A 20,820-nucleotide genomic window follows, 5' to 3' on the forward strand; every position below is an offset into this window, starting at 1 on the left:
AACGGTTAGCCAAATGCGGCGTCAAGCCGGTGATCCGTCGCCGCCGTCCTCGGAGCGCCCAGCAGCGGTCGGCCGAGTCCTCTGCCGCCTCGACGCGAAGGTGGCCCTCAGCGAGATCACCGAGGATGTCGTCGATGCCGGTGTTGGGAAGCGCTCGTCGGCCGGAGCGCCCGGTGGAGGCATCGCGCAGCCGGTACCCATGACCGTTGACGGGTCTGCCGGTCGGCCCGTCAGCGGTCGATCGCGAACTCGACGGGCTGGGTGCAGCCCGAGTGGTGTTCCCGGCGGCCACGCTCCCGAGGGGCCGACCCGGCGGGGAGCAGCCCCAGCGGGCCGGCCTGCGACCCCCGAGGGCATGGCGTACCGCGTCGCCCCCCGTGAGCGGAGGGTTCGCGGGCCCGGTCGTCGTCGCGGTCGCCGGCCAGGTCGAGCACTTTCTGACGCCGGGCGGGGAGGTCCACCCGTTGGCGGCGAGGCCCTGGCAGGCCGACTTCAGGTTGTCCCGGCCGGCGGACCGCTACCCGGAGGGAAACAGGTCGAGCAACTCACCCGGGCGACAAAAGCACAGGTCAGGATCCCTTGCCCGCAGGCTCGAGAATCGCCACGCACTCCACGTGGTGCGTCATCGGGAACAGGTCGAACACCCGCAGCGTCCGCACCCGGTATCCGCCCTCGCGGAAGTACGCGAGGTCGCGGGCCAGGGCCGCCGGGTCGCAGGCGACGTAGGCGATCCTGCGGGCGCCCAGGGAGGAGAGGTGCTCGACCGTCTTGCGGCCCGCTCCCGCGCGCGGCGGGTCGAGGACGACGAGGTCGACCTCCGTGATGCCGGTGCGGGGCAGGACGGACTCGACCTTGCCCTGCTCGATGCGGACGCGGGGGAAGTCGGCGAGGTTGTGGCGGGCGTCCTCGACCGCGCGCTTGGTGGACTCGATGCCGAGGACGGCACCCGCTTCACCGACCCGGTCGGCGAGGGCCCCCGCGAACAGGCCGACTCCGCAGTACAGGTCGAGGGCCATGTCGCCCTTGCGGGGCAGCAGGCCCTGCATGACGGCGGTGACCAGGGTGTCGGCGGCCTTCGGGTGGACCTGCCAGAAGCCGCCGTTGCCGACGCGGTGGGTGCGGCCGTCGGCGCGTTCGCGGACGAAGGGGCGGCCGTGGACGCGGTGGACCTGGCCGGAACGCTCGTCGATGCGCATGACCGAGACGGGGCGGTCGAGTTCGACGAGCGGGAGGCGGGCGCCGGGCTTGGGGGTGAGGATGAGCTGGCGGTCCTGGGAGCCGGTGGCCGCGATCGCCTCGACGGAGTCCATGCCCGTCCAGTCGCGCTTCTCGATGCCGAGTTCGCTGACACCCTCGGCGGCGATCATGCAGTGGTCGATCGGCTCGACCTCGTGCGAGCGGTGCCGGCGCAGCCCCGCGCGGCCGTCGGCGGTGACGGCGTACTGCACGCGCGTGCGCCACGACGGGACCTGGCCGGCGGGGACCTTGTCCCCCTCGGCGGGCATCACGGTGCCGTCCCAGCCGGCCTCCTCCGGGGTGAGCCCGGCGAGGCGCTCCAGCTGCTCGGCGACGACCTCGCCCTTGAGGCGGCGCTGCGCGCCGGGCTTGGCGTGCTGCCAGTCGCAGCCGCCGCAGCGGCCGGGTCCGGCGAACGGGCAGGGGGCGTCGATCCGGTCCTTGGAGGCGTCCAGGATCGTCACGGCGTCGGCCCGCAGGAAGCGGGCGCCCTCCTCACCCTCGGTGACACGGGCGACGACGCGTTCCCCGGGCAGCGCGTGCCGCACGAACAGCACCTGGCCGGCGGACGTGCGGGCGATGCAGTGGCCGCCGTGTGCGACGGGGCCGACCTCGACCTCGTACTCCTCCCCCACCAGTGATTTCCTCGGTTCTGCCTGCATGGCGGGGTGACTCCACAACATCGAGAGCGGGTGGGCGGACCGGTCGGTCCGCGACAACAGCCCACCAGTCTACGGGTGCGGGGACGTGTCCTTCGCCCGCTCCTTCGGACCCCGCCGTACCGCGCCCGGCGCGCTCCAGTTCTGCCGCTTGCGGGCACGCCGCCGGGCGACCTCCGACGACTGGAGCTGGTACGGCACCGACGTCACCATCACGCCCGGGGTGAACAGCAGGCGGCCCTTCAGCCGCAGGGCGCTCTGGTTGTGCAGCAGGTGCTCGTACCAGTGGCCCACGACGTACTCCGGGATGATCACGGACACGACGTCGCGGGGCGACTCCTTGCGCAGGTTCTTGACGTACTCGATCACCGGCCGGGTGACCTCGCGGTACGGGGAGTCGAGGACCTTGAGGGGGACCTCGATGCCGCGCCGTTCCCATTCGTCGCGCAGCGCCTTCGTCTCGGCGGCGTCGACGTTGACGCTCAGGGCCTCCAGGCTGTCGGAGCGCATCAGCTTGGCGTAGGCGAGGGCGCGCAGGGCGGGCCGGTGGATCTTGGAGATGAGCACGACGGAGTGGACGCGGGAGGGGCGCACCATGTCGTCGCCCGGGGTGTCCGGGGCGGCGATCTCCTCTGCGACGCGGTCGTAGTGGCGGCGGATCGCGGTCATCGTCGCGTAGAAGATGCACATGCCGAGCAGGGCGACCCAGGCGCCGTGGGTGAACTTGGTGCTGAGCACGACGAGCAGGACGAGGCCGGTGAAGAAGGCACCGAAGGCGTTGATGACCCGCGAGCGCATCATGTGGCGCCGCGCGGTCCGGTCCCGTTCGGTGGCCAGCAGGCGGTTCCAGTGCCGGACCATGCCGATCTGGCTCAGGGTGAAGGAGACGAAGACGCCGACGATGTAGAGCTGGATCAGCCGTGTGGAGTTGGCTCCGTAGATCCACACGAGCAGCCCGGCGGCGCCGGCGAGCAGCAGGATGCCGTTGGAGAAGGCGAGGCGGTCGCCGCGGGTGTGGAGCTGGCGGGGGAGGTAGCGGTCCTGGGCGAGGATCGAGCCGAGCAGCGGGAAGCCGTTGTAGGCGGTGTTCGCCGCGAGGAAGAGGACGAGAGCGGTGGCCGCAGCCAGGATCATGAACAGGATGCTGCCGTGCCCGAAGACCGCCTCCGCGACCTGCGAGATCACGGGGTCCTGTACGTAGCCGGGGCCGAGCGGGACACCGTCGTGGACCAGGTCCGTGGCCGGGTTCTCGGCCATCCGGACGTGGGTGGCCGAGGCGAGGGCGATGATCCCGCAGAACATGGTGACGGCCAGGAGGCCCATCATGGCGAGCGTGGTGGCGGCGTTGCGCGCCTTGGGCTTGCGAAAGGCGGGGACGCCGTTGGAGATCGCCTCGACACCGGTGAGCGCCGCGCAGCCGGAGGAGAAGGCGCGCAGCAGGAGGAAGATCAGGGCGAAGCCGGCCAGGCCGGGGTGCTCGGGCCGGATCTCGAAGTCGGCCGTGGGGGCGCGCATGTCGTCGCCGAGCACCAGGCTGCGGAACGCGCCCCAGGCGATCATGGTGAAGACGCCGAAGACGAAGACGTAGGTGGGGATCGCGAAGAGCGTGCCCGACTCCCGGACGCCGCGCAGGTTCATCAGGGTCAGCAGCACGATCACGCCGATCCCGCAGGCCACCTTGTTCTCCACGACGAACGGGATCGCGGAGCCCAGGTTCTCGATGCCGGCGGAGATCGACACGGCGACCGTGAGGACGTAGTCGACGAGCAGGGCGCTCGCGACGGTGAGCCCGGCGCGGGGGCCGAGGTTCGTGTTGGCGACCTCGTAGTCGCCGCCCCCGCTGGGGTACTCGCGGACGTTCTGCCGGTAGGAGGCGACGACGGTGACCATCAGCACGACGATCGCGGCGGCGATCCAGGGGCTGAAGTGGTAGGCCGACAGGCCCGCGATGGAGAGGACCAGCAGTACCTCACCGGGCGCGTACGCCACGGAGGACAGCGGGTCGGAAGCGAAGACGGGGAGTGCCACACGCTTCGGCAGAAGCGTTTCCCCCAGCCGGTCGCTGCGCAGTGCGCGCCCGATGAGAATCCGTTTGGGCACGTCGGTCAGTTTGGACACAACAGAGCATCGTAGGCCGTCGGGAGCGGACCCGCCCAGCCGCCACCCCTCCTCCGCCCGGCCCTCCGCCGGGCCCTCCGCCCGGCCTCCTCCCGTCGTCCACCGCCCGTCCGGATTCCGCCGCCTCCCGTCCGGATTCCGTGTGCCCTCCGTCCGGATTCCGTCTGCCCTCCGGGTGAATCGGGCGGCGGGACGGGCACGGATCGCACCGGCCGCGAGGCTTCCATGCCTATATGACTAAGCCCGGATCCGGTTCCGGGGCCGGTCGGGGCGAGGTCCCGGCTCGGCCGTGCCGGAACGCGCCGCGATCCGGCCCCCGTTCGACCTCGTTCGACCTCGTTCGACCTCAGTTCGGCCTGGGGTCGTCCTGCGCTCGTCCGCTGTTCGTCGTCTGTGCCGCCTGTTCCGCTCGTCCCGCCCCGCCTGTCCTACTCCCCCCGTTCTCGTTCCCCCTGTTCCCCGATGTCCGGCCCCGCCGCGCTCCGTGGAGGTTCCATGCATGCGACCGCAGAACTGATCGGCGCCGCAGCCGCCCTCGTCGGCGTGGCCCTGCTGGCCCTGGCCAGCGTGCGCAGCATCACCCGCCGCTGACCGGGGCCGGGGAGGCGGCGCGGGCCAGCAGTTCCTCCCGTCCGATGCTGTCGACGCGGGTGGCCGGCACCGTGCAGGCGTGGGCGCCCGCCACCGCGCCGTAGCGGGCACAGCGGAGCGGGGGTTCGCCGTGCAGCCAGCCGTACAGGAACCCGGCGGCGAAGGCGTCCCCGGCGCCGTTGGAGTCCACGACCGGCGCGGGGGGCGGCGCCGCGGGGACGTGGGTCAGGCGGCCGTCGGCCAGGACGTACGCGCCCTCCGCTCCCGCGGTGACGACGACCACCCGGGCCCGTCCGCGCCCGGCGATGTCGCGCATGGTGGCTTCCGGGTCGGACAGCGCGGCGGCGGACAGGAAGACCAGGTCCGCGGTGAGGGCGAAGGGCTCGTGGTAAGGATTCCGCCCGTCCCAGTCGTGCAGGTCGGTCGAGAGGGTCACCCCGGAGGCGCGCAGCAAGGGCAGGGCGTCGGCGCAGGGCTGGGTGATGACCACGTGGACGTGCCGGCTGGTGGCGGCCAGGGCGCGGACGGTCTCCTCGGGCAGCCGGTCCTGTTCGGCCCAGCGGGTCGCGTCGTAGAGGGAGAGCCGCCGCCCTCCCGGATCGACGAGGTTGACGGCGCGCTTCGTGCCGCGGGGCTGCGGCACGGCGGTGAGGGCGATGCCGTGCTCGCGGTGCAGCGCGCGGACGAGGTCGCCCTCCGGGTCGTCGCCGAGGAGGTCGATGTGGTGGGTGCGCAGCCCGAGGGCGCGGGTGCCGAGGGCGACGAAGTCCCCGCTCTGTCCCGCGCGGGTGACGATGCCCGGGCGGATCATGTGACTGTCGGCGAACGGCAGCGGCAGTTCGGGCACATGAACGATGGTGTCCACGCCCGCGCCGCCCAGCACGAGCACGTCGATGTCTGTGGTCATACCGCTTCCCCCATACCGGTTCTCCTGCCGATTCCTGCCGCTCCTGCTGATTCCTGTACCGACCCTCGAACCGTTCCTCGTACCGGTTCCCATACCGGCCCCGTACCGGTTCCCATACCGGCCCCGTACCGGTTCCCCTACCGGCCCCGTACCGGTTCCCATACCGGCCCCCCGGGTTCTGGGCGCCCTGGCGTGCCGACCCGTCGATCTTGTCGGACGTCCGGGCGCCCTGTCGACGGCTGTGGACAACTGCCCGCACGACCGCTGTGGACAACGGCCCGGACGCCCCGCCGGACCCGGCGGCACTGCCATGATCCGCCCGTCCGTTCGGCCCTCCGTCCGCCCGTCCGTTCGGCCCCCGCGGGCCGGAGGGATACGTTGGACGGGCGGGCCCTCCGGTGCCGCGACCATGTCCGACCCGACGGGCCGTGCCCCGAAGGGCGTCAGGATCCCGATCCCCCGGCATGATGTTGCCCTGCGGTCCGCTGCCGGGCCGCGGACGTGTTGCCTGGCGAGCCGAAAGAGGGACATGAGCACCAGAGTCGTGAAGGCCGCAGGGCCTGCAGGAAGCGCGGTGTGAAGTAATGCATATCGTCATCATGGGCTGCGGAAGGGTGGGCTCCGCCCTGGCCCAGACCCTGGAGGAACAGGGTCACACGGTCGCCGTGGTCGACCAGGACCCCACCGCCTTCCGCCGCCTGGGCTCCTCGTTCGGCGGCCGCCGGGTCACCGGGGTGGGCTTCGACCAGGACACCCTGCGCGAGGCGGGCATCGAGGACGCCGGCGCCTTCGCCGCCGTCTCCAGCGGTGACAACTCCAACATCATCGCCGCGCGGGTCGCCCGCGAGACGTTCGGCGTCGAGAACGTCGCCGCCCGCATCTACGACCCCCGCCGCGCGGAGGTCTACCAGCGCCTCGGCATCCCCACCGTGGCGACGGTCCGCTGGACGGCCGACCAGATGCTGCGCCGGCTGCTCCCCTCGGGCGCCGAGCCGCTGTGGCGCGACCCGACCGGCGGGGTGCAGCTCGCCGAGGTGCACACCTCGCCCGCGTGGGTGGGGCACCGGATCAGCAGGCTCCAGGACCAGACCGGGGTCCGCGTGGCCTTCCTGACCCGGCTCGGCGAGGCCATACTGCCCAGCTCGCAGACGGTGCTGCAGGAGGGCGACCTGGTGCATGTGATGATGCGCACCGACGAGATCGACCGGGTCGAGGCGGCGTTCGCCAAGGGACCCGACGAGGAGGGCGGTCACTGATGAGGGTCGCCATTGCCGGGGCCGGGGCGGTCGGCCGCTCCATCGCGGGCGAGCTGCTGGAGAACGGCCACGAGGTCCTGCTCATCGACAAGACGCCGACCGCGATCTCGGTCGAGCGCGTTCCGCAGGCGGAGTGGCTGCTGGCGGACGCCTGCGAGATCACGTCGCTGGACGAGGCGGCGCTGCAGCGCTGCAACGTCGTCATCGCCGCCACCGGCGACGACAAGGTCAACCTGGTGGTCTCGCTGCTCGCCAAGACCGAGTACGGGGTGCCCCGGGTCGTGGCCCGGGTCAACAACCCGAAGAACGAGTGGCTGTTCAACGAGTCGTGGGGCGTGGACGTCGCCGTCTCCACCCCGCGCCTGATGTCGGCGCTGGTGGAGGAGGCGGTCAGCGTCGGCGACCTGGTCCGTCTGCTGCGGTTCAGCCACGGCGACGCCAACCTCGTCGAGCTGACACTGCCGGAGGAGTCGGCGCTGGCCGGCACCCAGGTCGGCGACGTGCAGTGGCCGCAGGACACCTCGCTGGTCACGATCATCCGCGGCACGCGCGTGCTGACGCCGACGCGGGAGGACTCCCTGGAGGTGGGCGACGAGCTGCTGTTCGTGGCCGCCCAGGCCCGTGAGGAGCAGCTGGAGGACCTGCTGTCGGTGCGCAAGGGCGACGCGGGGCGCTGAGACGGCTCCGCCCGGCACACGCGTGAGGGGGCGGCCGGGAGAATCCCCCGGCCGCCCCCTCACGCACGTACGGGCAGCGGTTCCGCGGCGACTGCGGGGCTGCGGGCTACCGGCTACCGGCTACCGGCTACCGGCTACCGGCTGCGCAGGCTACGCGCCCCTGCGGTGCCGTCCGGTGGTCGTGGCCGTGCCGGGGTCCTCGGGCCCGGCGTGGGCTCCGGGCCCGGCGTGGGCTCCGGGCGTCTGCGCGGTGCCGGCGGCCCGGGCCGCCTCGCGCTCCTTCTCGGCGCGCTCCTCCGCCTCCATCTCCGCGAACACGTCGATGGGCGGCGGAGCCTTCGCCAGGAACACCCAGGTCAGGTACACCGCCAGCAGGAACGGCGGAATCTTCAGCGCGACCAGCACCCAGCCCAGCTGGGTGGTGTCGGCCCACCAGTACAGCGGGAAGAGGATCGCGCTCTTGCCGAGCAGGATCAGACCCCAGGCGTAGCTGGACTTGGTGTACGCCTTCTTGCGGCCGGGATTGCGGGTGCGCCAGGAGAGGTTCTCCCGGAAGATCGGCCCGAGCATCAGACCGATCAGCGGGACGCCCGCCATCGCCGTGATGATGTACGCGAGGGCCAGGCCCAGCGTGTAGAGCATGCCGGGCAGGTAGAAGTCCTTGGCGTTGCCGGTCATCATCGCGAAGACCACACCGAAGCCGACGCCGAAGACGCCGCTGAAGGCGTGCTTGACGGTGTCCTTCATGGCCAGCCGGACCACGACCAGGACCAGCGACACGGCGAGCGCCGCGATCGCCGACATGTGCAGGTCCTTGTTGATCGTGTAGATGCTGACGAAGAGGAGCCCGGGCAGCACCGTCTCGACCATGCCCCGCACTCCGCCGAACGCCTCGAACAGGGCGGCTTCGGTCACCGCCCGGGCGTCGTCCGCGGATGTGTCTTCGGTTGTCGGCTTGTCGAGCGACGTCACCGGCTACTCCCGTCCCAGGGGTCTCAATTCGTATTTCGGGTTGAACAGCACCCGGCGGCCCCGGCTCATCGAGATCCGGCCCGATGCGATCAGCTTGCGCCCCGGTTCGATCCCCATGATGGAGCGCCTGCCGAGCCACACCACGTCCAGGGCGGCGGAGCCGTCGAACAGCTCGGCCTCCAGGGCCGGGACTCCCGCGCGCGGGCGCAGCGTGACCGTGCGCAAGGTACCAGTAACCGTGACGACCTGCCGGTCCTGGCAGTCTCCTATCCGCGTGCAGCCCGCGATGTCGGCGTCCTCGCGCAGCTCCTCCGACTCCAGCTCCTCCTGCGAGGAGGAGAGCCGGTCGAGCATGCGCCGGAACCGACCCGCCGGCTTCTCGGGACGAGGAACAGCACTCATGTCTGAAGCGTACCGGGGTGCACTGACGGTTACGTACCCGTGGAGCCGACGCCCCGAACCGGCCGGTGCCCGCCACCGCCGGGGGCCTCTCCGCCGCGAGGCGGGGGTCCGTGGTGGCGGGTGCCGGGCGTCACTTCTCGAAGCGGTATCCCATGCCGGGCTCGGTGATGAAGTGCCTGGGGTGCGACGGGTCGGCCTCCAGCTTGCGCCGCAGCTGTGCCATGTACACCCGCAGGTAGTTGGTCTCCGTCCCGTAGGACGGCCCCCACACCTCCCGCAGCAGCTGCTTCTGCGCGACCAGGCGGCCGCTGTTGCGGACCAGGACCTCCAGCAGGTGCCACTCGGTCGGCGTCAGCCGCACGTCCTTGCCGCCCCGGTTGACCTTCTTCGCGGCCAGGTCGACGGTGAACTCGCCGGTGTCCACGACGCCGTCCTCCTCGCCCCCGGCCGGTTCGGCGCGCCGCACCGCCGCCCGCAGCCGGGCCAGCAGTTCGTCCATGCCGAAGGGCTTGGTGACGTAGTCGTCGGCGCCCGCGTCCAGGGCCAGCACCTTCTCCTCGGAGGCGTGCCGGGCGGACAGCACCAGGATGGGCACGCGGGTCCAGCCGCGCAGTCCCCGGATCACCTCGACGCCGTCCATGTCGGGCAGCCCGAGGTCGAGGACGACCACGTCGGGGCGGCGGTCGGCGGCCAGTCGCAGGGCGCCGGCCCCGTCCTCGGCGGCGTCGACGTCGTACGAGCGTGCCTTGAGGTTGATCACGAGGGCGCGCACGATCGCCGGCTCGTCGTCGACCACCAGCACACGGGTCATGGAAACTGCCTTTCGGGTACCGCGGGTTCTGCGGGGCGGGCGGGCTCGGGGACGGCTCCCGCGGCGCGGAGGGTGACCGTCATGGTCAGGCCCCCGCCGGGGGTGTCCTCGGCCTCCAGGGTGCCGCCCATCGCCTCGGCGAAGCCCCGCGCGACGGGCAGGCCGAGGCCCACACCGGCACCGCGCGGGGCATCACCGTAGCGCTGGAAGGGCTCGAAGATGCGGGCCTTCGCCTGGTCGGGCACCCCCGGGCCGCGGTCCACCACACGGACCTCGACCCGGTCGCCGAGGGCGCTGGCTGCCACCAGTACGGGTGTGCCGGCGGGACTGTACTTGACGGCGTTCTCCACCAGATTGGCCATGGTCCGCTCCAGGAGGCCGGGATCGACGGCGACCATGGGCAGGGTTTCGGGGACGTCCAGGGCGACCTCGCCCTCGGGCACGCCGCCGAGCGCCATCGGCACCACCTCGTCGAGGTCGATCTCGCGGATCAGCGGGGTGACGGTGCCGGTGTGCAGCCGCGACATGTCGAGCAGGTTGCCCACCAGGTGGTCCAGGCGGTCGGCGCCGTCCTCGATGCTCTCCAGCAGCTCGGCCCGGTCCTCCGGCGACCACACGACGTCGGGCGAGCGCAGCGAGGAGACCGACGCCTTGATCCCGGCGAGGGGGGTGCGCAGGTCGTGGCTGACGGCCGCCAGGAGCGCGGTGCGGATGCGGTTGCCCTCGGCGAGGGCCCTGGCCCGGTCGGCCTCCTCGCGCAGGCGGCGGTGGTCCAGGACGACGGCCGCCTGGGCGGCGAACGCGCCGAGCACCCGGCGGTCCTCGGCGGGCAGCACCCGGCCGGTGAGCGCGAGGGCCATGTGGTCGCCGACGGGGACGTCCACGTCGGCGTCCTCCGGGCGGTCCACCGGCCGGTCGGTGCCCGCCCGTCCCGCGCAGGTCCACGGCTCCAGGTCGCCCGCGCGCTCCAGCAGGGCGGCGGACTCCATGCCGAAGGTCTCCCGTACCCGTTCCAGCAGGTCCTCCAGGCCGGTCTCGCCGCGCAGCACGTTGCCGGCGAGGTAGGAGAGGATCTCCGCCTCGGCGCGCAGCCGGGCGGCCTGGTGGGTCCGGCGGGCGGCGAGGTCGACGACCGAGGCGACGGCCACCCCGACGGCGACGAAGATCACGATGGCGCCGATGTTCTTCGGGTCGGCGACCGTCCAGCGGTGCAGGGGCGGCGTGTAGAAGTAGTTCAGCAGCAGCGATCCGGACGCCGCCGAGGCCAGGGCGGGCCACAGCCCGCCGAGCAGGGCGGCGGCCACGGTCAGCACGAGGAACAGCAGCATGTCGTTGGCCAGGCCCGGGTTGACGGCGCTCAGCAGCAGCGCCAGCAGCGCGGGGCCCGCCACGCCGACCGTCCAGCCCCACACGACGCGGGACCGTCCCAGCCGGGCGCCCCGGGCCACCGGCAGACCGCGGCCCTGCGCGATCGCCTCGTGGGTGACGATGTGCACGTCCAGGTCGGGCCCGGACTCGCGGGCCACGGTCGCGCCGACGCCGGGGCCGAAGACGTACTGCCAGGCCTTGCGGCGCGAGGACCCCAGCACGATCTGGGTGGCGTTGGCGCCGCGGGCGAAGGCGAGCAGGGCGCCCGGGATGTCGTCGCCGACGACGTGGTGGAAGGTGCCGCCCAGGTTCTCCACCAGGGTGCGCTGCTCGGCGAGTTCGCTGGGCGAGGCGGCGGTGAGGCCGTCGCCGCGGGCGATGTAGACGGCCAGCACCTCGCCCCCGGCGCCCTTCTCGGCCAGCCGGACGGCCCGGCGGATCAGGGTGCGGCCCTCGGGGCCCCCGGTGAGGCCGACGACGATCCGTTCGCGGGAGCCCCAGATCGCGGACACGTCGTGCTCGCTGCGGTAGCGCTGGAGGTGCTCGTCGACGCGGTCGGCGACCCACAGGAGGGCGAGTTCCCTGAGGGCGGTGAGGTTGCCGGGGCGGAAGTAGTTGGAGAGGGCGGCGTCGACCTTGTCGGGCTGGTAGATGTTGCCGTGCGCCATGCGGCGGCGCAGCGCCTCGGGGGTCATGTCGACCAGTTCGATCTGTTCGGCCCGCCGCACCACCTCGTCGGGCACCGTCTCGGCGGGCCGTACGCCGGTGATGGACTCCACGACGTCGCCCAGGGACTCCAGGTGCTGGATGTTGAGCGTGGAGTGCACGTCGATCCCGGCGGCCAGCAGTTCCTCCACGTCCTGCCAGCGCTTGGCGTTGCGCGAGCCGGGGACGTTGGTGTGGGCGAGTTCGTCGACGAGGGCCACGCGGGGGCGGCGGGCGAGCACCGCGTCGACGTCCATCTCGGACCGGACCTCCCCGCGGTGCTCCAGGTGGGCGGGCGGTATCCGCTCCAGCCCGTCCAGCAGCGCCTCGGTCCTCGGCCGGCCGTGGGGCTCGGCGAAGGCGACCACGCAGTCGGTGCCCCGCCCGATCCGGCGGTGCGCCTCGGCGAGCATCGCGTAGGTCTTGCCGACGCCCGGTGCGGCACCGAGGTGTATCCGTAGCGTCCCGCGTCCCATGGCCTCACTGTCTTCCGCTCACCACTGCTGCGCGGCCTCGACCATACGTCCGGAACACCGCTGCTCAGGCGCCGGGGCCCGGGCGGCCGGCCGGTCGTGGACGCCGGCGGCCGGGTGCGGTGCGCGGCGCCCCGGGCCGGCGGCCCGTGGGGCCGGGCGCCGCCGGCGGGGTCAGTGCTCGACGATCTCGCCGTCGTTGAGTTCCAGGACCCGGTCCGCGAGGTCGAGGAGGGTGGCGTCGTGGGTGGCGACGAGGGCGGTGACGCGTTCGCTGCGCACGACGGCCCGCAGGAGCTCCATCACGGCGTGCCCGGTCTCCGCGTCCAGCTGGCCGGTCGGCTCGTCCGCGATGAGCAGCGAGGGGTTGTTGGCGAGGGCGCGCGCGATGGCGACCCGCTGCTGCTGGCCGCCGGACAGCTCGCCGGGCCGCTGGGCCGCGTGGTCGGCCAGGCCGACCAGGGACAGCAGCAGCTCGACGCGTTCCTCCCGCTCACGCGCGTCGGCGCGGCGCAGCCGCAGCGGGACGCCGACGTTCTCGGCGGCGGTGAGGATCGGGATGAGTCCGAAGGACTGGAAGACGAAGCCGACGCGGTCCCGGCGCAGGGCGAGGAGCCCGTTCTCGTCCAGGTCGGCGAGGTCGACCCCGTCGACGCCGACCCGTCCGCGGTCGGGGGCGTCGAGCCCGCCGACGATGTTGAGCAGGGTCGTCTTGCCCGACCCGGACCGCCCCTTGAGGGCCACCAGTTCCCCGCGCGGGACGTCGAAGGAGACGCCGCGCAGCGCGTGGACGGCCGCGGCCCCGGTGCCGTACGACTTGTGGACGTCCGTCACGCGCACCATGGTCTCGGTCTCGGTGACCACCCGACTCATCCGCTCGCCCTCCCCGTGGACCGGGCGTCAGTATCGCCGTTGCCCACCCGTCGATCAACAGGGGGCGCGCACCGGACACCGGTGAGGGGCCGGGCCCAGGCGCCTGCCGGGGTCGGCCCCTCACACGGATACGACGGTCAGCGGACCTCGGTGATCTCCGGTCCGCGCTGCAGCTGGCCCATGCCGCCGGCGAAGCGGGAGCCCTCCGTCTCCTCCTGCTGGACGCCCTCGGGCACCATCTGGGCGTCGTTGGGCAGCTTCAGGACGATCGGGTCGCGCGGCGCCATGGGGCCGTCCCCTCGCACCACGACCGTGTCCCGGAAGATCTGCTCCAGCAGTCCGGCCGCCTGCGGCTGGACCGCGCCCTGGCCGGAGATCACGCCGCGCAGGAACCAGCGGGGGCCGTCCACGCCGACGAACCGCACGACCTGGAAGCCGCCGGTGCCGTCCGGCAGCTGGACCGGCACCTGGGCCCGCAGCTCCCAGCCCAGCGGACCCTCGACCTCGTCGATGATGCCGCCCTGCTGGGTGATGCCGGTCGCGATCTCCTCGCGGACCTCGCCCCAGATGCCCTCACGCTTGGGAGCCGCGAAGGCCTGCAGCTGGATGGCGCTGTCCTGCAGGACGACGGTGGCCGCCACGATCGCGTCGCCCGCGACCTCCACCCGCAGCTCCATGCCGTCGACGCCGGGGACGAACAGACCGCCCAGGTCGACCCGCCCCTCGCCCGGCTCGCGGACCTCGGTGCTGTCCCAGGGCCCGTCGGGCCGCGGCGCCGGCTCGAGCCTCAGCCGCTCGCGCTCCTGCTCCACCTCGGTGTCGACACCGTCGACGACCTGCTCGGCCTCGCCGGCCGCGTCCTCGGCGGCATCCCTCTTCTTGCGACGTCCGAACACGTCATTGTCCTTCCCGGTCGGATACGACCGAAGCGTATCGATTCCCACCCGCTGTGCCGCCCTCGGCGGCCTGATCGCTTGTACCGCTCTTACCTTCCACCGCGGCATGACCGCCGGTGGAGCCGAAGCCCCCTGCGGCCCGCGCCGAGCCGGGAAGCTCCGCGACCGGCACGAAGCGGACCCGCTCGACCTGCTGGACGACCAGTTGGGCGATCCGGTCGAAGCGCTCGAACCGCACGGTCTCGCGCGGGTCGAGATTCACCACGATCACCTTGATCTCCCCACGGTACCCGGCATCAACCGTCCCCGGGGCATTCACCAGGGCGACGCCGCAGCGCGCGGCCAGACCGGATCGCGGGTGCACGAACGCCGCGTACCCCTCCGGCAGCGCCACAGACACCCCGGTGGGCAGGACGGCCCGTTCCCCGGGGGCGAGTTCGCACGGTTCGGTGGTGCGCAGATCGGCGCCCGCGTCGCCGGGGTGCTCGTACGACGGAAGCGGTACGTCCGGGTCGACGCGCCGGAGGAGGACCTCCAGCGGGGCACGGCCGGTCCCGCTCACGGGTTCACCTCGAAGGCCCGGGCCCGGCGCACCTGGTCGGGGTCGTCCATGGCGGCCCGGATCTCCTCCGGGCGGCCGTTGTCGATGAAGTGGTCGACCTTGACCTCGATGAACAGCGCGTCGGCGCGGACCGCGACGGGGCCGTCGGGGCCGCCGACGCGGCCGGTGGCGGTGGAGTAGATCTTCCGCCCGGCCACCGCCGTCACCTCGGCCTCGAGGTACAACGTGGTGCCCACGGGCACCGGGCCGACGAAGTCGGTCTCCAGCCTGCCGGTCACGGCGATGACGCGCAGCAGCCAGTTCAGGGAGCCGAGCGTCTCGTCCAGGGCGCTGGCGAGCACCCCGCCGTGCGCGAGGCCGGGAGCGCCCTGGTGGGCGGGCTGCACGACGAACTCCGCGGTGACCGACACGCCTTCACCGGCGCGCGCCTGGAGGTGCAGGCCGTGGGGCTGGTCGCCGCCGCAGCCGAAGCACTGGGCGTAGTGCGCGCCGAGGAGTTCGCCGGGGGCGGGCGCGTCCGGGTGCCGCACGGGTTTCCCGGCGTCGGCCGGGGGCTGAAGAGCTGGGGAATTACCACTCACAGGCGCAGACCTTACCCGCGCGTCGGCGCGGTACCGACACCGTGCCAAGCTGGATCCATGCAGCAGCTCTCCGCCGCCCCGTACGAAGAACGCCTGACCGCGCCCCGCACCTGGTGGCTGATCTCGTTCCTGACGGGTGTCTCCTTCGCCCTCATCCTGATGCCGTTCGGCACGCTGCCGAGCCTGGGCGGTCTGGCCGCGGGCTCGGCGGCGGCGGCCGTCGTGGTCAGTTCCTACGGTTCGGCGCGGATCCGGGTGGTGGGCGGCAGCCTGGTCGCGGGCGAGGCCCGGATCCCGGTGACGGCTCTGGGCGAGGCGGAGGTCCTGGACGCCGAGGAGGCCCGGGCCTGGCGCACGCACAAGGCCGACCCGCGCTGCTTCATGCTGCTGCGCGCCTACATCCCCACGGCGGTGCGGGTGGAGATCACCGATCCCGCGGACCCGACGCCGTACGTGTTCCTGTCGACCCGCGAGCCGGAGCGGCTGGCGGCGGCGCTGCGGGCGGCGAAGGCGGCCGCCTAGCCGTCGTCCGCGGCGCGGGGGCACGGGCCGGGCGTACCGGCCGGTCGCGTGGTGGACGCCGGGGCGCGGTCCGCGTCCGGGAGCGTGATCAGGCGGCGGGGCCGTCGCCCTCCGTGCCGCGGCCGTCGCGGTGCCGGTGCGGTCCTTCGGTGAGCCGGTCCATGTCGAGGGCGTCCGCCGGGGTCTCCAGGGCGGGCAGCGGGGCCAGCCGGTCCCACGGCACCTGGATCCGGCGCAGGTCCGCGCGGATGCGGGCGGCGAGTTTCCGGGTGTCCCTGCGGTTCATGAAGGCGCCGACGGCGGCGCCGACCAGGAAGGGCATCAGGTTCGGCAGGTTGCGGACCGTGCGCTTCATGATCCGCTGGCGCAGTTCGCGCTTCATCCGGCTGTTGAGCGCCGCGCTGACGGTCGACGGCTTGGTCGCCTCGACGCCGCGCTCCTCCGACCACGTGTTGAGGTACACGGTGCTGCGCCGGGCGAGGGTGCCGGCCGGGCGGACGCCGTAGACCTCGTGGAGTTCGGCGATCAGCTTGAGTTCGATGGCGGCGACGCCGGTGACCTCGGCGGCCAGTTCGGCGGGCATCGCGGGCGGTACGGGCATGGCCGCGGCGGCGCCCACTCCGGCTCCGACCGTCGCGGTGGCGTTGGCGGCACCCGCGACGAGTTTGTCGGCGAGCTCCTCGGGCCCGAGCCCGGGGAACTGGGCGCGCAGCGTCTGGAGGTCGCGTACGGGCACGCGGGGGGCCATCTCGATGATGCGGTCCGCGAGGTACGCCAGTCCGGCACGCGCGCGTGCTCCGCCCTTGCGGGCTCCCTCCCTGGCTCTGTCGCGGAAGGCCGCGGCCCTTCGGCGGGCCACGGGTGCGGGGACCTCCTCGGGAGCAGGGAGGTCACCCTGGTGTCCGGCGTGCTCGAGCGAGGCCCCTCCGGTACCGGTCGGGCCTCGCTCGTGGTCACGCGCGTCGTGCTGCGGGCCGCTCTGCGGCCCCTGGTCCGCTCCCCTTGCGAAGAGTCGGCGCTTCCGGGAAGGGGTCGAGCCAGTCACGGCCGACCCTCCCTCAGTCGCAGTCGCGGCAGATCGGCTGGCCGTTCTTCTCCCGGGCCAGCTGACTGCGGTGGTGCACCAGGAAGCAGCTCATGCAGGTGAACTCGTCCTGCTGCTTGGGCAGCACCCGGACGGCCAGCTCCTCGTTCGAGAGGTCCGCTCCGGGCAGTTCCAGGCCCTCGGCGGCCTCGAACTCGTCGACGTCCACGGCGGACGCCGACTTGTCGTTGCGCCGGGCCTTCAGTTCTTCCAGACTGTCCGAGTCGACGTCGTCGTCGGTCTTGCGTGGAGTGTCGTAGTCGGTTGCCATGCTCGCTCTCCCCCTCTGGGTGTATGCGGTGTCTCCAGCGCACGTAACGCGTGAGAGGCCGGACTTGTGCCCGACCTGAGGCGGAGATTTTGCCTCACATCAAGGTCTGTTACTCAATCGACACCCAACCGGACTCCTCATGAGTGATCGGCTGGGATGGCGATGGGGACCGTACACGGTCCCGTCACTGGGCGCCAAAGGCGCCTCACCGTGTACTTCCCGTGATGAGGGGCCCTGAAAACCGGGACTTTCCCGACCTTTCGACCGGGCCCATGATCACGGAGAGTGGACGGTGGGGAAATCCGACCTGTGATCGATCACACAGGTGACCGTCGGGCGGGTGCCCAAAAAATTCCGCGCAAAGCGAACACGGTCCGGCCGTGTCGTGATCTCACATCGGCAGCGTGACACGCATCACGAGTCCGCCCCCCTCGCGCGGCTGCGCGTAGATGTGCCCGCCGTGCGCCCGGGCCACCGACCGGACTATGGAGAGTCCGAGTCCGACGCCCTTGTCGCTGCCCGTGCGCTCGGTCCGCAGCCGCCGGAACGGCTCGAAGAGGTTGTCGATCTCGTACGCCGGCACGACCGGCCCCGTGTTGGACACCACCAGGACCGCCCGGCCGTGCTGGACCTCGGTCGTCACCTCCACCCAGCCGTCCCCGGGCACGTTGTACCGGACCGCGTTCTGCACCAGGTTCAGGGCGATCCGCTCCAGCAGCACGCCGTTGCCCTGGACCACGGCGGGCTCGTGGCGGCCGCGGATCTCCACGCCCTTGGCCGCGGCCTCCGCGCTCACCTGGTCGATCGCCTGCTCGGCGACCTCCGCGAGGTCCACGGGCTTGCGCTCGACGATCTGGTTGTCGCTGCGGGCGAGCAGCAGCAGCCCCTCGACGAGCTGCTCGCTGCGCTCGTTGGTGGCCAGCAGCGTCTTGCCCAGCTGCTGGAGCTCCACCGGCGCGTTCGGGTCCGAGAGGTGCACCTCCAGCAGCGTGCGGTTGATCGCGAGCGGGGTGCGCAGCTCGTGGGACGCGTTGCCCACGAAGCGCTGCTGGGCGGTGAAGGCCCGCTGGAGGCGCTCCAGCATGTCGTCGAAGGTGTCGGCCAGCTCCTTCAGCTCGTCGTCCGGGCCGTCCAGCTCGATGCGGCGGGACAGGTCGGAACCGGCCACCGCGCGGGCCGTGCGGGTGATCCGGCCCAGCGGCGAGAGCACCCGGCCGGCCATGGCGTAGCCGAAGGCGAAGGCGATGATCGCGAGGCCGAGCAGGGCCAGCAGCGAGCGGCTGAGCAGGTTGTCCAGGGCGTGCTGGCGCTGCTCGTTGACGCACTCGTTGAGCGCCCGGTTCAGCTCGGCGGCGGGCACCTGGGCGCCGCCCAGGTGGCAGGTCTGGCTCTCCACGTTGCCGGACAGGATCTGGAACGGCAGGTCGCTGCCCACGTTGAGCGCGTTCGCCGCGAGCAGGTAGATGATCGACAGCAGCAGGATGCCCGCGATCAGGAACATGCCCCCGTACAGCAGCGTGAGCCGTATGCGGATGGTGGGGCGCAGCCAGGGGAAGGGCTGCACCGGCCTGCGGGGGTCCCAGGTGGGCTTGGGTGGGGCCTGGGGGGACGCCGGCGTGGGGGTTGGCGTGGCGGCCATGGGATCAGATCCGGTATCCGGAGCCGGGCACGGTCACGATGACCGGCGGCTCGCCCAGTTTGCGGCGCAGGGTCATCACGGTGACGCGCACGACGTTGGTGAACGGGTCGGTGTTCTCGTCCCAGGCCTTCTCCAGCAGCTGCTCGGCCGAGACGACGGCACCCTCGCTGCGCATGAGCACCTCCAGGACGGCGAACTCCTTCGGCGCCAGCTGGACCTCCCTGCCGTCGCGGAAGACCTCCCGGCGGTTGGGGTCCAGCTTGATGCCGGCGCGCTCCAGGACGGGCGGCAGCGGGACGCTGGTGCGCCGTCCCAGGGCGCGCACGCGTGCGATGAGCTCGCTGAACGCGAACGGCTTGGGCAGGTAGTCGTCGGCGCCGATCTCCAGGCCCTCGACCCGGTCGCTGACGTCGCCGGAGGCCGTCAGCATCAGCACGCGCGTGGGCATGCCGAGCTCGACGATCTTGCGGCAGACGTCGTCGCCGTGCACGAGCGGGAGGTCGCGGTCGAGGACGACCACGTCGTAGTCGTTGACGCCGATGCGCTCCAGGGCGGCCGCACCGTCGTACACGACGTCGACGGCCATGGCCTCCCGGCGCAGTCCGGTGGCCACCGCATCGGCGAGCAGTTGCTCGTCCTCGACGACGAGTACGCGCACGTCGCTTGTCCTTCCTGATGTCCTGCCGGGCGGCGCCGGGCGGGCGCGCGCGGGCAGGGTTACCGGTGAGTGTGTGGGCTTCCATCCTGCCCTTTTCGGCCGTAAGTCGGCGGTAAGTCGGGAGCGCCGCGGGTGCGGGCAGGTGCCGGGCGGAGGAAACACGGGGGAACGGAACGGGAATACGAGATTTTCTCGTGCCGTTAGGTTTCCACGGAAGGGAGCCTGGGGAGGACGGGTCTTACACCCCGCGATCACGCTCTGCTTGTGCCGTACCACCATGCGGTACGTAGTGGTCCGCTTCCGCAGAGCGGGCAGGGGTGTCCGGCACCGTAGCCCCCCGGCCGAGCGGCGCCGGGCATCCGCTTCGGGCGTGATCGACCCTTTCGAACGGCACACCCCCGTGCCATCGACCCACGACCCTGGACGAGGGGGCGCAGCATGGACGCTTTCACCGCAGGACTTCTGCAGCGCATAAGGACGACCGAGTCCGATCTGTCCCGGGCCCGCGACGAGGGCGACGAGTTCCTCGTCGAGGTGGAGCAGGGCGAGCTCGAGGATCTGCGACGACTCGCCGCGGAACACGGCGTGGAAGTCGGCCTCTCCGGCATCTGACCGGTTCGTACGCACGTGAGCGGGCCCCGGCGAATCCAGCGCCGGGGCCCGCTCACGTGTGCGCTCCCGCCGGGTGCGGGGCGTCAGTCGTGCCAGGCGCCGAAGTCCTCCAGGAGCCGCTGGAGGGGCTCGAAGACGCCCGGGGTGGCCGCGACGGTGAGGTCGTGGGAGGGCGCCTGTCCGGGGCGTCCGCCGGTCAGCGCGCCCGCCTCCCGGGCGATGAGGTCGCCCGCGGCCAGGTCCCACGGGTGCAGACCGCGCTCGTAGTAGCCGTCGAGGCGGCCGGCGGCGACGTCGCACAGGTCGACGGCGGCCGAGCCGCTGCGCCGGATGTCCCGCAGCAGCGGGATCAGCCGCCGCGCGACGTCCGCCTGGTGGTCGCGGACGTCCCGCACGTAGTTGAAGCCGGTCGAGACCAGGGCCTGGTCGAGGGGCGGTGCGGGGCGGCAGGCCAGCCTGCGCTCGCCGTCCTTGGCGCCCGTCGCCCACGCGCCCCCGCCGCGGACCGCGTGGTAGGCCTCCTGGCGCATCGGGGCCACGACGGCCGCGGCCACCACCTCGCCCTCCTGCTCGGCGGCGATGGAGACGGCCCAGGTGGGCAGCCCGTAGAGGTAGTTGACCGTGCCGTCGAGCGGGTCGATCACCCAGCGGACACCGCTGGTGCCCTCCGTGGCGGCGCCCTCCTCGCCGAGGAAGCCGTCCTCGGGCCGCTCCTCGGCGATCAGCGAGGTGATGAGCTTCTCCGCCGCGATGTCCATCTCGGTGACGACGTCGATCGGACTGGACTTGGTCGCGGCCACGGCGAGGTCGGCCGGGCGGCCGTCCCGCAGCAGCTCGCCCGCGCGGTGGGCCGCCGTGCGGGCCAGGGCCAGCAGGTCCGCGTGCAGGGGGTCGGTCACGGGGCTCCTCACGCGTAGGGGCTGTCGGCGCCCGCGGCGGCGGGACGC

20 protein-coding genes are annotated in these 20,820 nt (G+C 72.6%); 4 read left to right on the forward strand and 16 right to left on the reverse strand.

Annotated elements, in window-relative coordinates:
- Nucleotides 1–569: 569 nt before the first annotated feature.
- The 3 genes from G3I53_RS02485 to G3I53_RS02495 form a co-directional block, all read right to left on the reverse strand.
- Entirely contained in the window at nucleotides 570–1,898 is a 1,329-nt protein-coding gene (locus G3I53_RS02485; RefSeq protein WP_164332778.1) for a class I SAM-dependent RNA methyltransferase, read from the reverse strand.
- Nucleotides 1,899–1,967: 69 nt separating this feature from the next.
- Nucleotides 1,968–4,013, reverse strand: a complete 2,046-nt coding sequence (locus G3I53_RS02490; protein WP_164332780.1) for an APC family permease — start codon at nucleotides 4,011–4,013, stop codon at nucleotides 1,968–1,970.
- Between the two features lie 577 nt (nucleotides 4,014–4,590).
- Nucleotides 4,591–5,511, reverse strand: a complete 921-nt coding sequence (locus G3I53_RS02495; RefSeq protein ID WP_164332781.1) for an adenosine kinase — start codon at nucleotides 5,509–5,511, stop codon at nucleotides 4,591–4,593.
- Nucleotides 5,512–6,095: 584 nt separating this feature from the next.
- Here G3I53_RS02495 and G3I53_RS02500 point away from each other — a divergent pair.
- Entirely contained in the window at nucleotides 6,096–6,767 is a 672-nt protein-coding gene (locus tag G3I53_RS02500; RefSeq protein ID WP_164332782.1) for a TrkA family potassium uptake protein, read from the forward strand.
- Nucleotides 6,767–7,444 (forward strand): TrkA family potassium uptake protein, encoded by a 678-nt coding sequence (locus G3I53_RS02505; RefSeq protein ID WP_164332783.1) that lies wholly within the window; start codon nucleotides 6,767–6,769, stop codon nucleotides 7,442–7,444. The genes G3I53_RS02500 and G3I53_RS02505 overlap by 1 nt, the downstream gene beginning before the upstream one ends.
- Before the next feature lie 150 nt (nucleotides 7,445–7,594).
- Here G3I53_RS02505 and G3I53_RS02510 read toward each other — a convergent pair whose 3' ends face one another.
- The 8 genes from G3I53_RS02510 to G3I53_RS02545 all read right to left on the reverse strand — a co-directional run bounded on the left by G3I53_RS02510 (nucleotide 7,595) and on the right by G3I53_RS02545 (nucleotide 15,087).
- A complete protein-coding gene (locus tag G3I53_RS02510; RefSeq protein WP_343240540.1) occupies nucleotides 7,595–8,416 on the reverse strand; it encodes a DUF3159 domain-containing protein in 822 nt (273 codons plus the stop codon).
- Nucleotides 8,417–8,419: 3 nt separating this feature from the next.
- Nucleotides 8,420–8,818, reverse strand: a complete 399-nt coding sequence (locus G3I53_RS02515; protein ID WP_164332785.1) for an OB-fold nucleic acid binding domain-containing protein — start codon at nucleotides 8,816–8,818, stop codon at nucleotides 8,420–8,422.
- Nucleotides 8,819–8,948: 130 nt separating this feature from the next.
- Complete coding sequence (locus G3I53_RS02520) at nucleotides 8,949–9,629, reverse strand: response regulator (protein ID WP_164332786.1); 681 nt, start codon at nucleotides 9,627–9,629, stop codon at nucleotides 8,949–8,951.
- Entirely contained in the window at nucleotides 9,626–12,178 is a 2,553-nt protein-coding gene (locus G3I53_RS02525) for a sensor histidine kinase KdpD (RefSeq protein WP_164332788.1), read from the reverse strand. The genes G3I53_RS02520 and G3I53_RS02525 overlap by 4 nt, the downstream gene beginning before the upstream one ends.
- A gap of 171 nt (nucleotides 12,179–12,349) precedes the next feature.
- Nucleotides 12,350–13,048 (reverse strand): ABC transporter ATP-binding protein, encoded by a 699-nt coding sequence (locus tag G3I53_RS02530; RefSeq protein WP_164332963.1) that lies wholly within the window; start codon nucleotides 13,046–13,048, stop codon nucleotides 12,350–12,352.
- Nucleotides 13,049–13,185: 137 nt separating this feature from the next.
- Entirely contained in the window at nucleotides 13,186–13,944 is a 759-nt protein-coding gene (locus G3I53_RS02535) for a DUF3710 domain-containing protein (RefSeq protein ID WP_164332962.1), read from the reverse strand.
- A 1-nt stretch (nucleotide 13,945) separates the two neighbouring features.
- Nucleotides 13,946–14,506 carry a dUTP diphosphatase gene (dut, locus tag G3I53_RS02540; RefSeq protein ID WP_164332961.1) on the reverse strand — a complete coding sequence of 187 codons (561 nt, stop codon included), beginning with the start codon at nucleotides 14,504–14,506 and terminating at the stop codon, nucleotides 13,946–13,948.
- Entirely contained in the window at nucleotides 14,503–15,087 is a 585-nt protein-coding gene (locus G3I53_RS02545) for a PaaI family thioesterase (protein WP_164332960.1), read from the reverse strand. Before G3I53_RS02545 ends, dut begins: the two co-directional genes overlap by 4 nt.
- Before the next feature lie 57 nt (nucleotides 15,088–15,144).
- Between G3I53_RS02545 and G3I53_RS02550 the strand changes: the two genes are divergently transcribed.
- A complete protein-coding gene (locus tag G3I53_RS02550; RefSeq protein WP_164332959.1) occupies nucleotides 15,145–15,609 on the forward strand; it encodes a DUF3093 domain-containing protein in 465 nt (154 codons plus the stop codon).
- A gap of 88 nt (nucleotides 15,610–15,697) precedes the next feature.
- Here the strand turns inward: G3I53_RS02550 and G3I53_RS02555 are convergent, their stop codons facing one another.
- The 4 genes from G3I53_RS02555 to G3I53_RS02570 all read right to left on the reverse strand — a co-directional run bounded on the left by G3I53_RS02555 (nucleotide 15,698) and on the right by G3I53_RS02570 (nucleotide 19,261).
- Nucleotides 15,698–16,654 carry a hypothetical protein gene (locus tag G3I53_RS02555; protein WP_164333456.1) on the reverse strand — a complete coding sequence of 319 codons (957 nt, stop codon included), beginning with the start codon at nucleotides 16,652–16,654 and terminating at the stop codon, nucleotides 15,698–15,700.
- 13 nt (nucleotides 16,655–16,667) lie between these two features.
- Entirely contained in the window at nucleotides 16,668–16,964 is a 297-nt protein-coding gene (locus G3I53_RS02560; RefSeq protein WP_003993510.1) for a DUF4193 domain-containing protein, read from the reverse strand.
- Between the two features lie 391 nt (nucleotides 16,965–17,355).
- Nucleotides 17,356–18,603 (reverse strand): HAMP domain-containing sensor histidine kinase, encoded by a 1,248-nt coding sequence (locus tag G3I53_RS02565; protein ID WP_164333455.1) that lies wholly within the window; start codon nucleotides 18,601–18,603, stop codon nucleotides 17,356–17,358.
- Nucleotides 18,604–18,607: 4 nt separating this feature from the next.
- Nucleotides 18,608–19,261: a response regulator transcription factor gene (locus tag G3I53_RS02570; protein WP_010353034.1), complete on the reverse strand. Its 654-nt coding sequence runs from the start codon at nucleotides 19,259–19,261 to the stop codon at nucleotides 18,608–18,610.
- A 438-nt stretch (nucleotides 19,262–19,699) separates the two neighbouring features.
- On the opposite strand from G3I53_RS02570, the gene G3I53_RS33140 reads away from it, so the two are divergent.
- On the forward strand, nucleotides 19,700–19,873 hold the full coding sequence (locus G3I53_RS33140; RefSeq protein ID WP_192232477.1) for a hypothetical protein: 174 nt from the start codon (nucleotides 19,700–19,702) through the stop codon (nucleotides 19,871–19,873).
- An 83-nt stretch (nucleotides 19,874–19,956) separates the two neighbouring features.
- Here G3I53_RS33140 and G3I53_RS02575 read toward each other — a convergent pair whose 3' ends face one another.
- Nucleotides 19,957–20,772, reverse strand: coding sequence for an inositol monophosphatase family protein (locus tag G3I53_RS02575; RefSeq protein WP_164437986.1), 816 nt, complete (start codon nucleotides 20,770–20,772; stop codon nucleotides 19,957–19,959).
- Nucleotides 20,773–20,820 lie beyond the last annotated feature (48 nt).

It is taken from the genome of Streptomyces sp. SID14436, from assembly GCF_010548465.1.
Classification (GTDB): domain Bacteria; phylum Actinomycetota; class Actinomycetes; order Streptomycetales; family Streptomycetaceae; genus Streptomyces.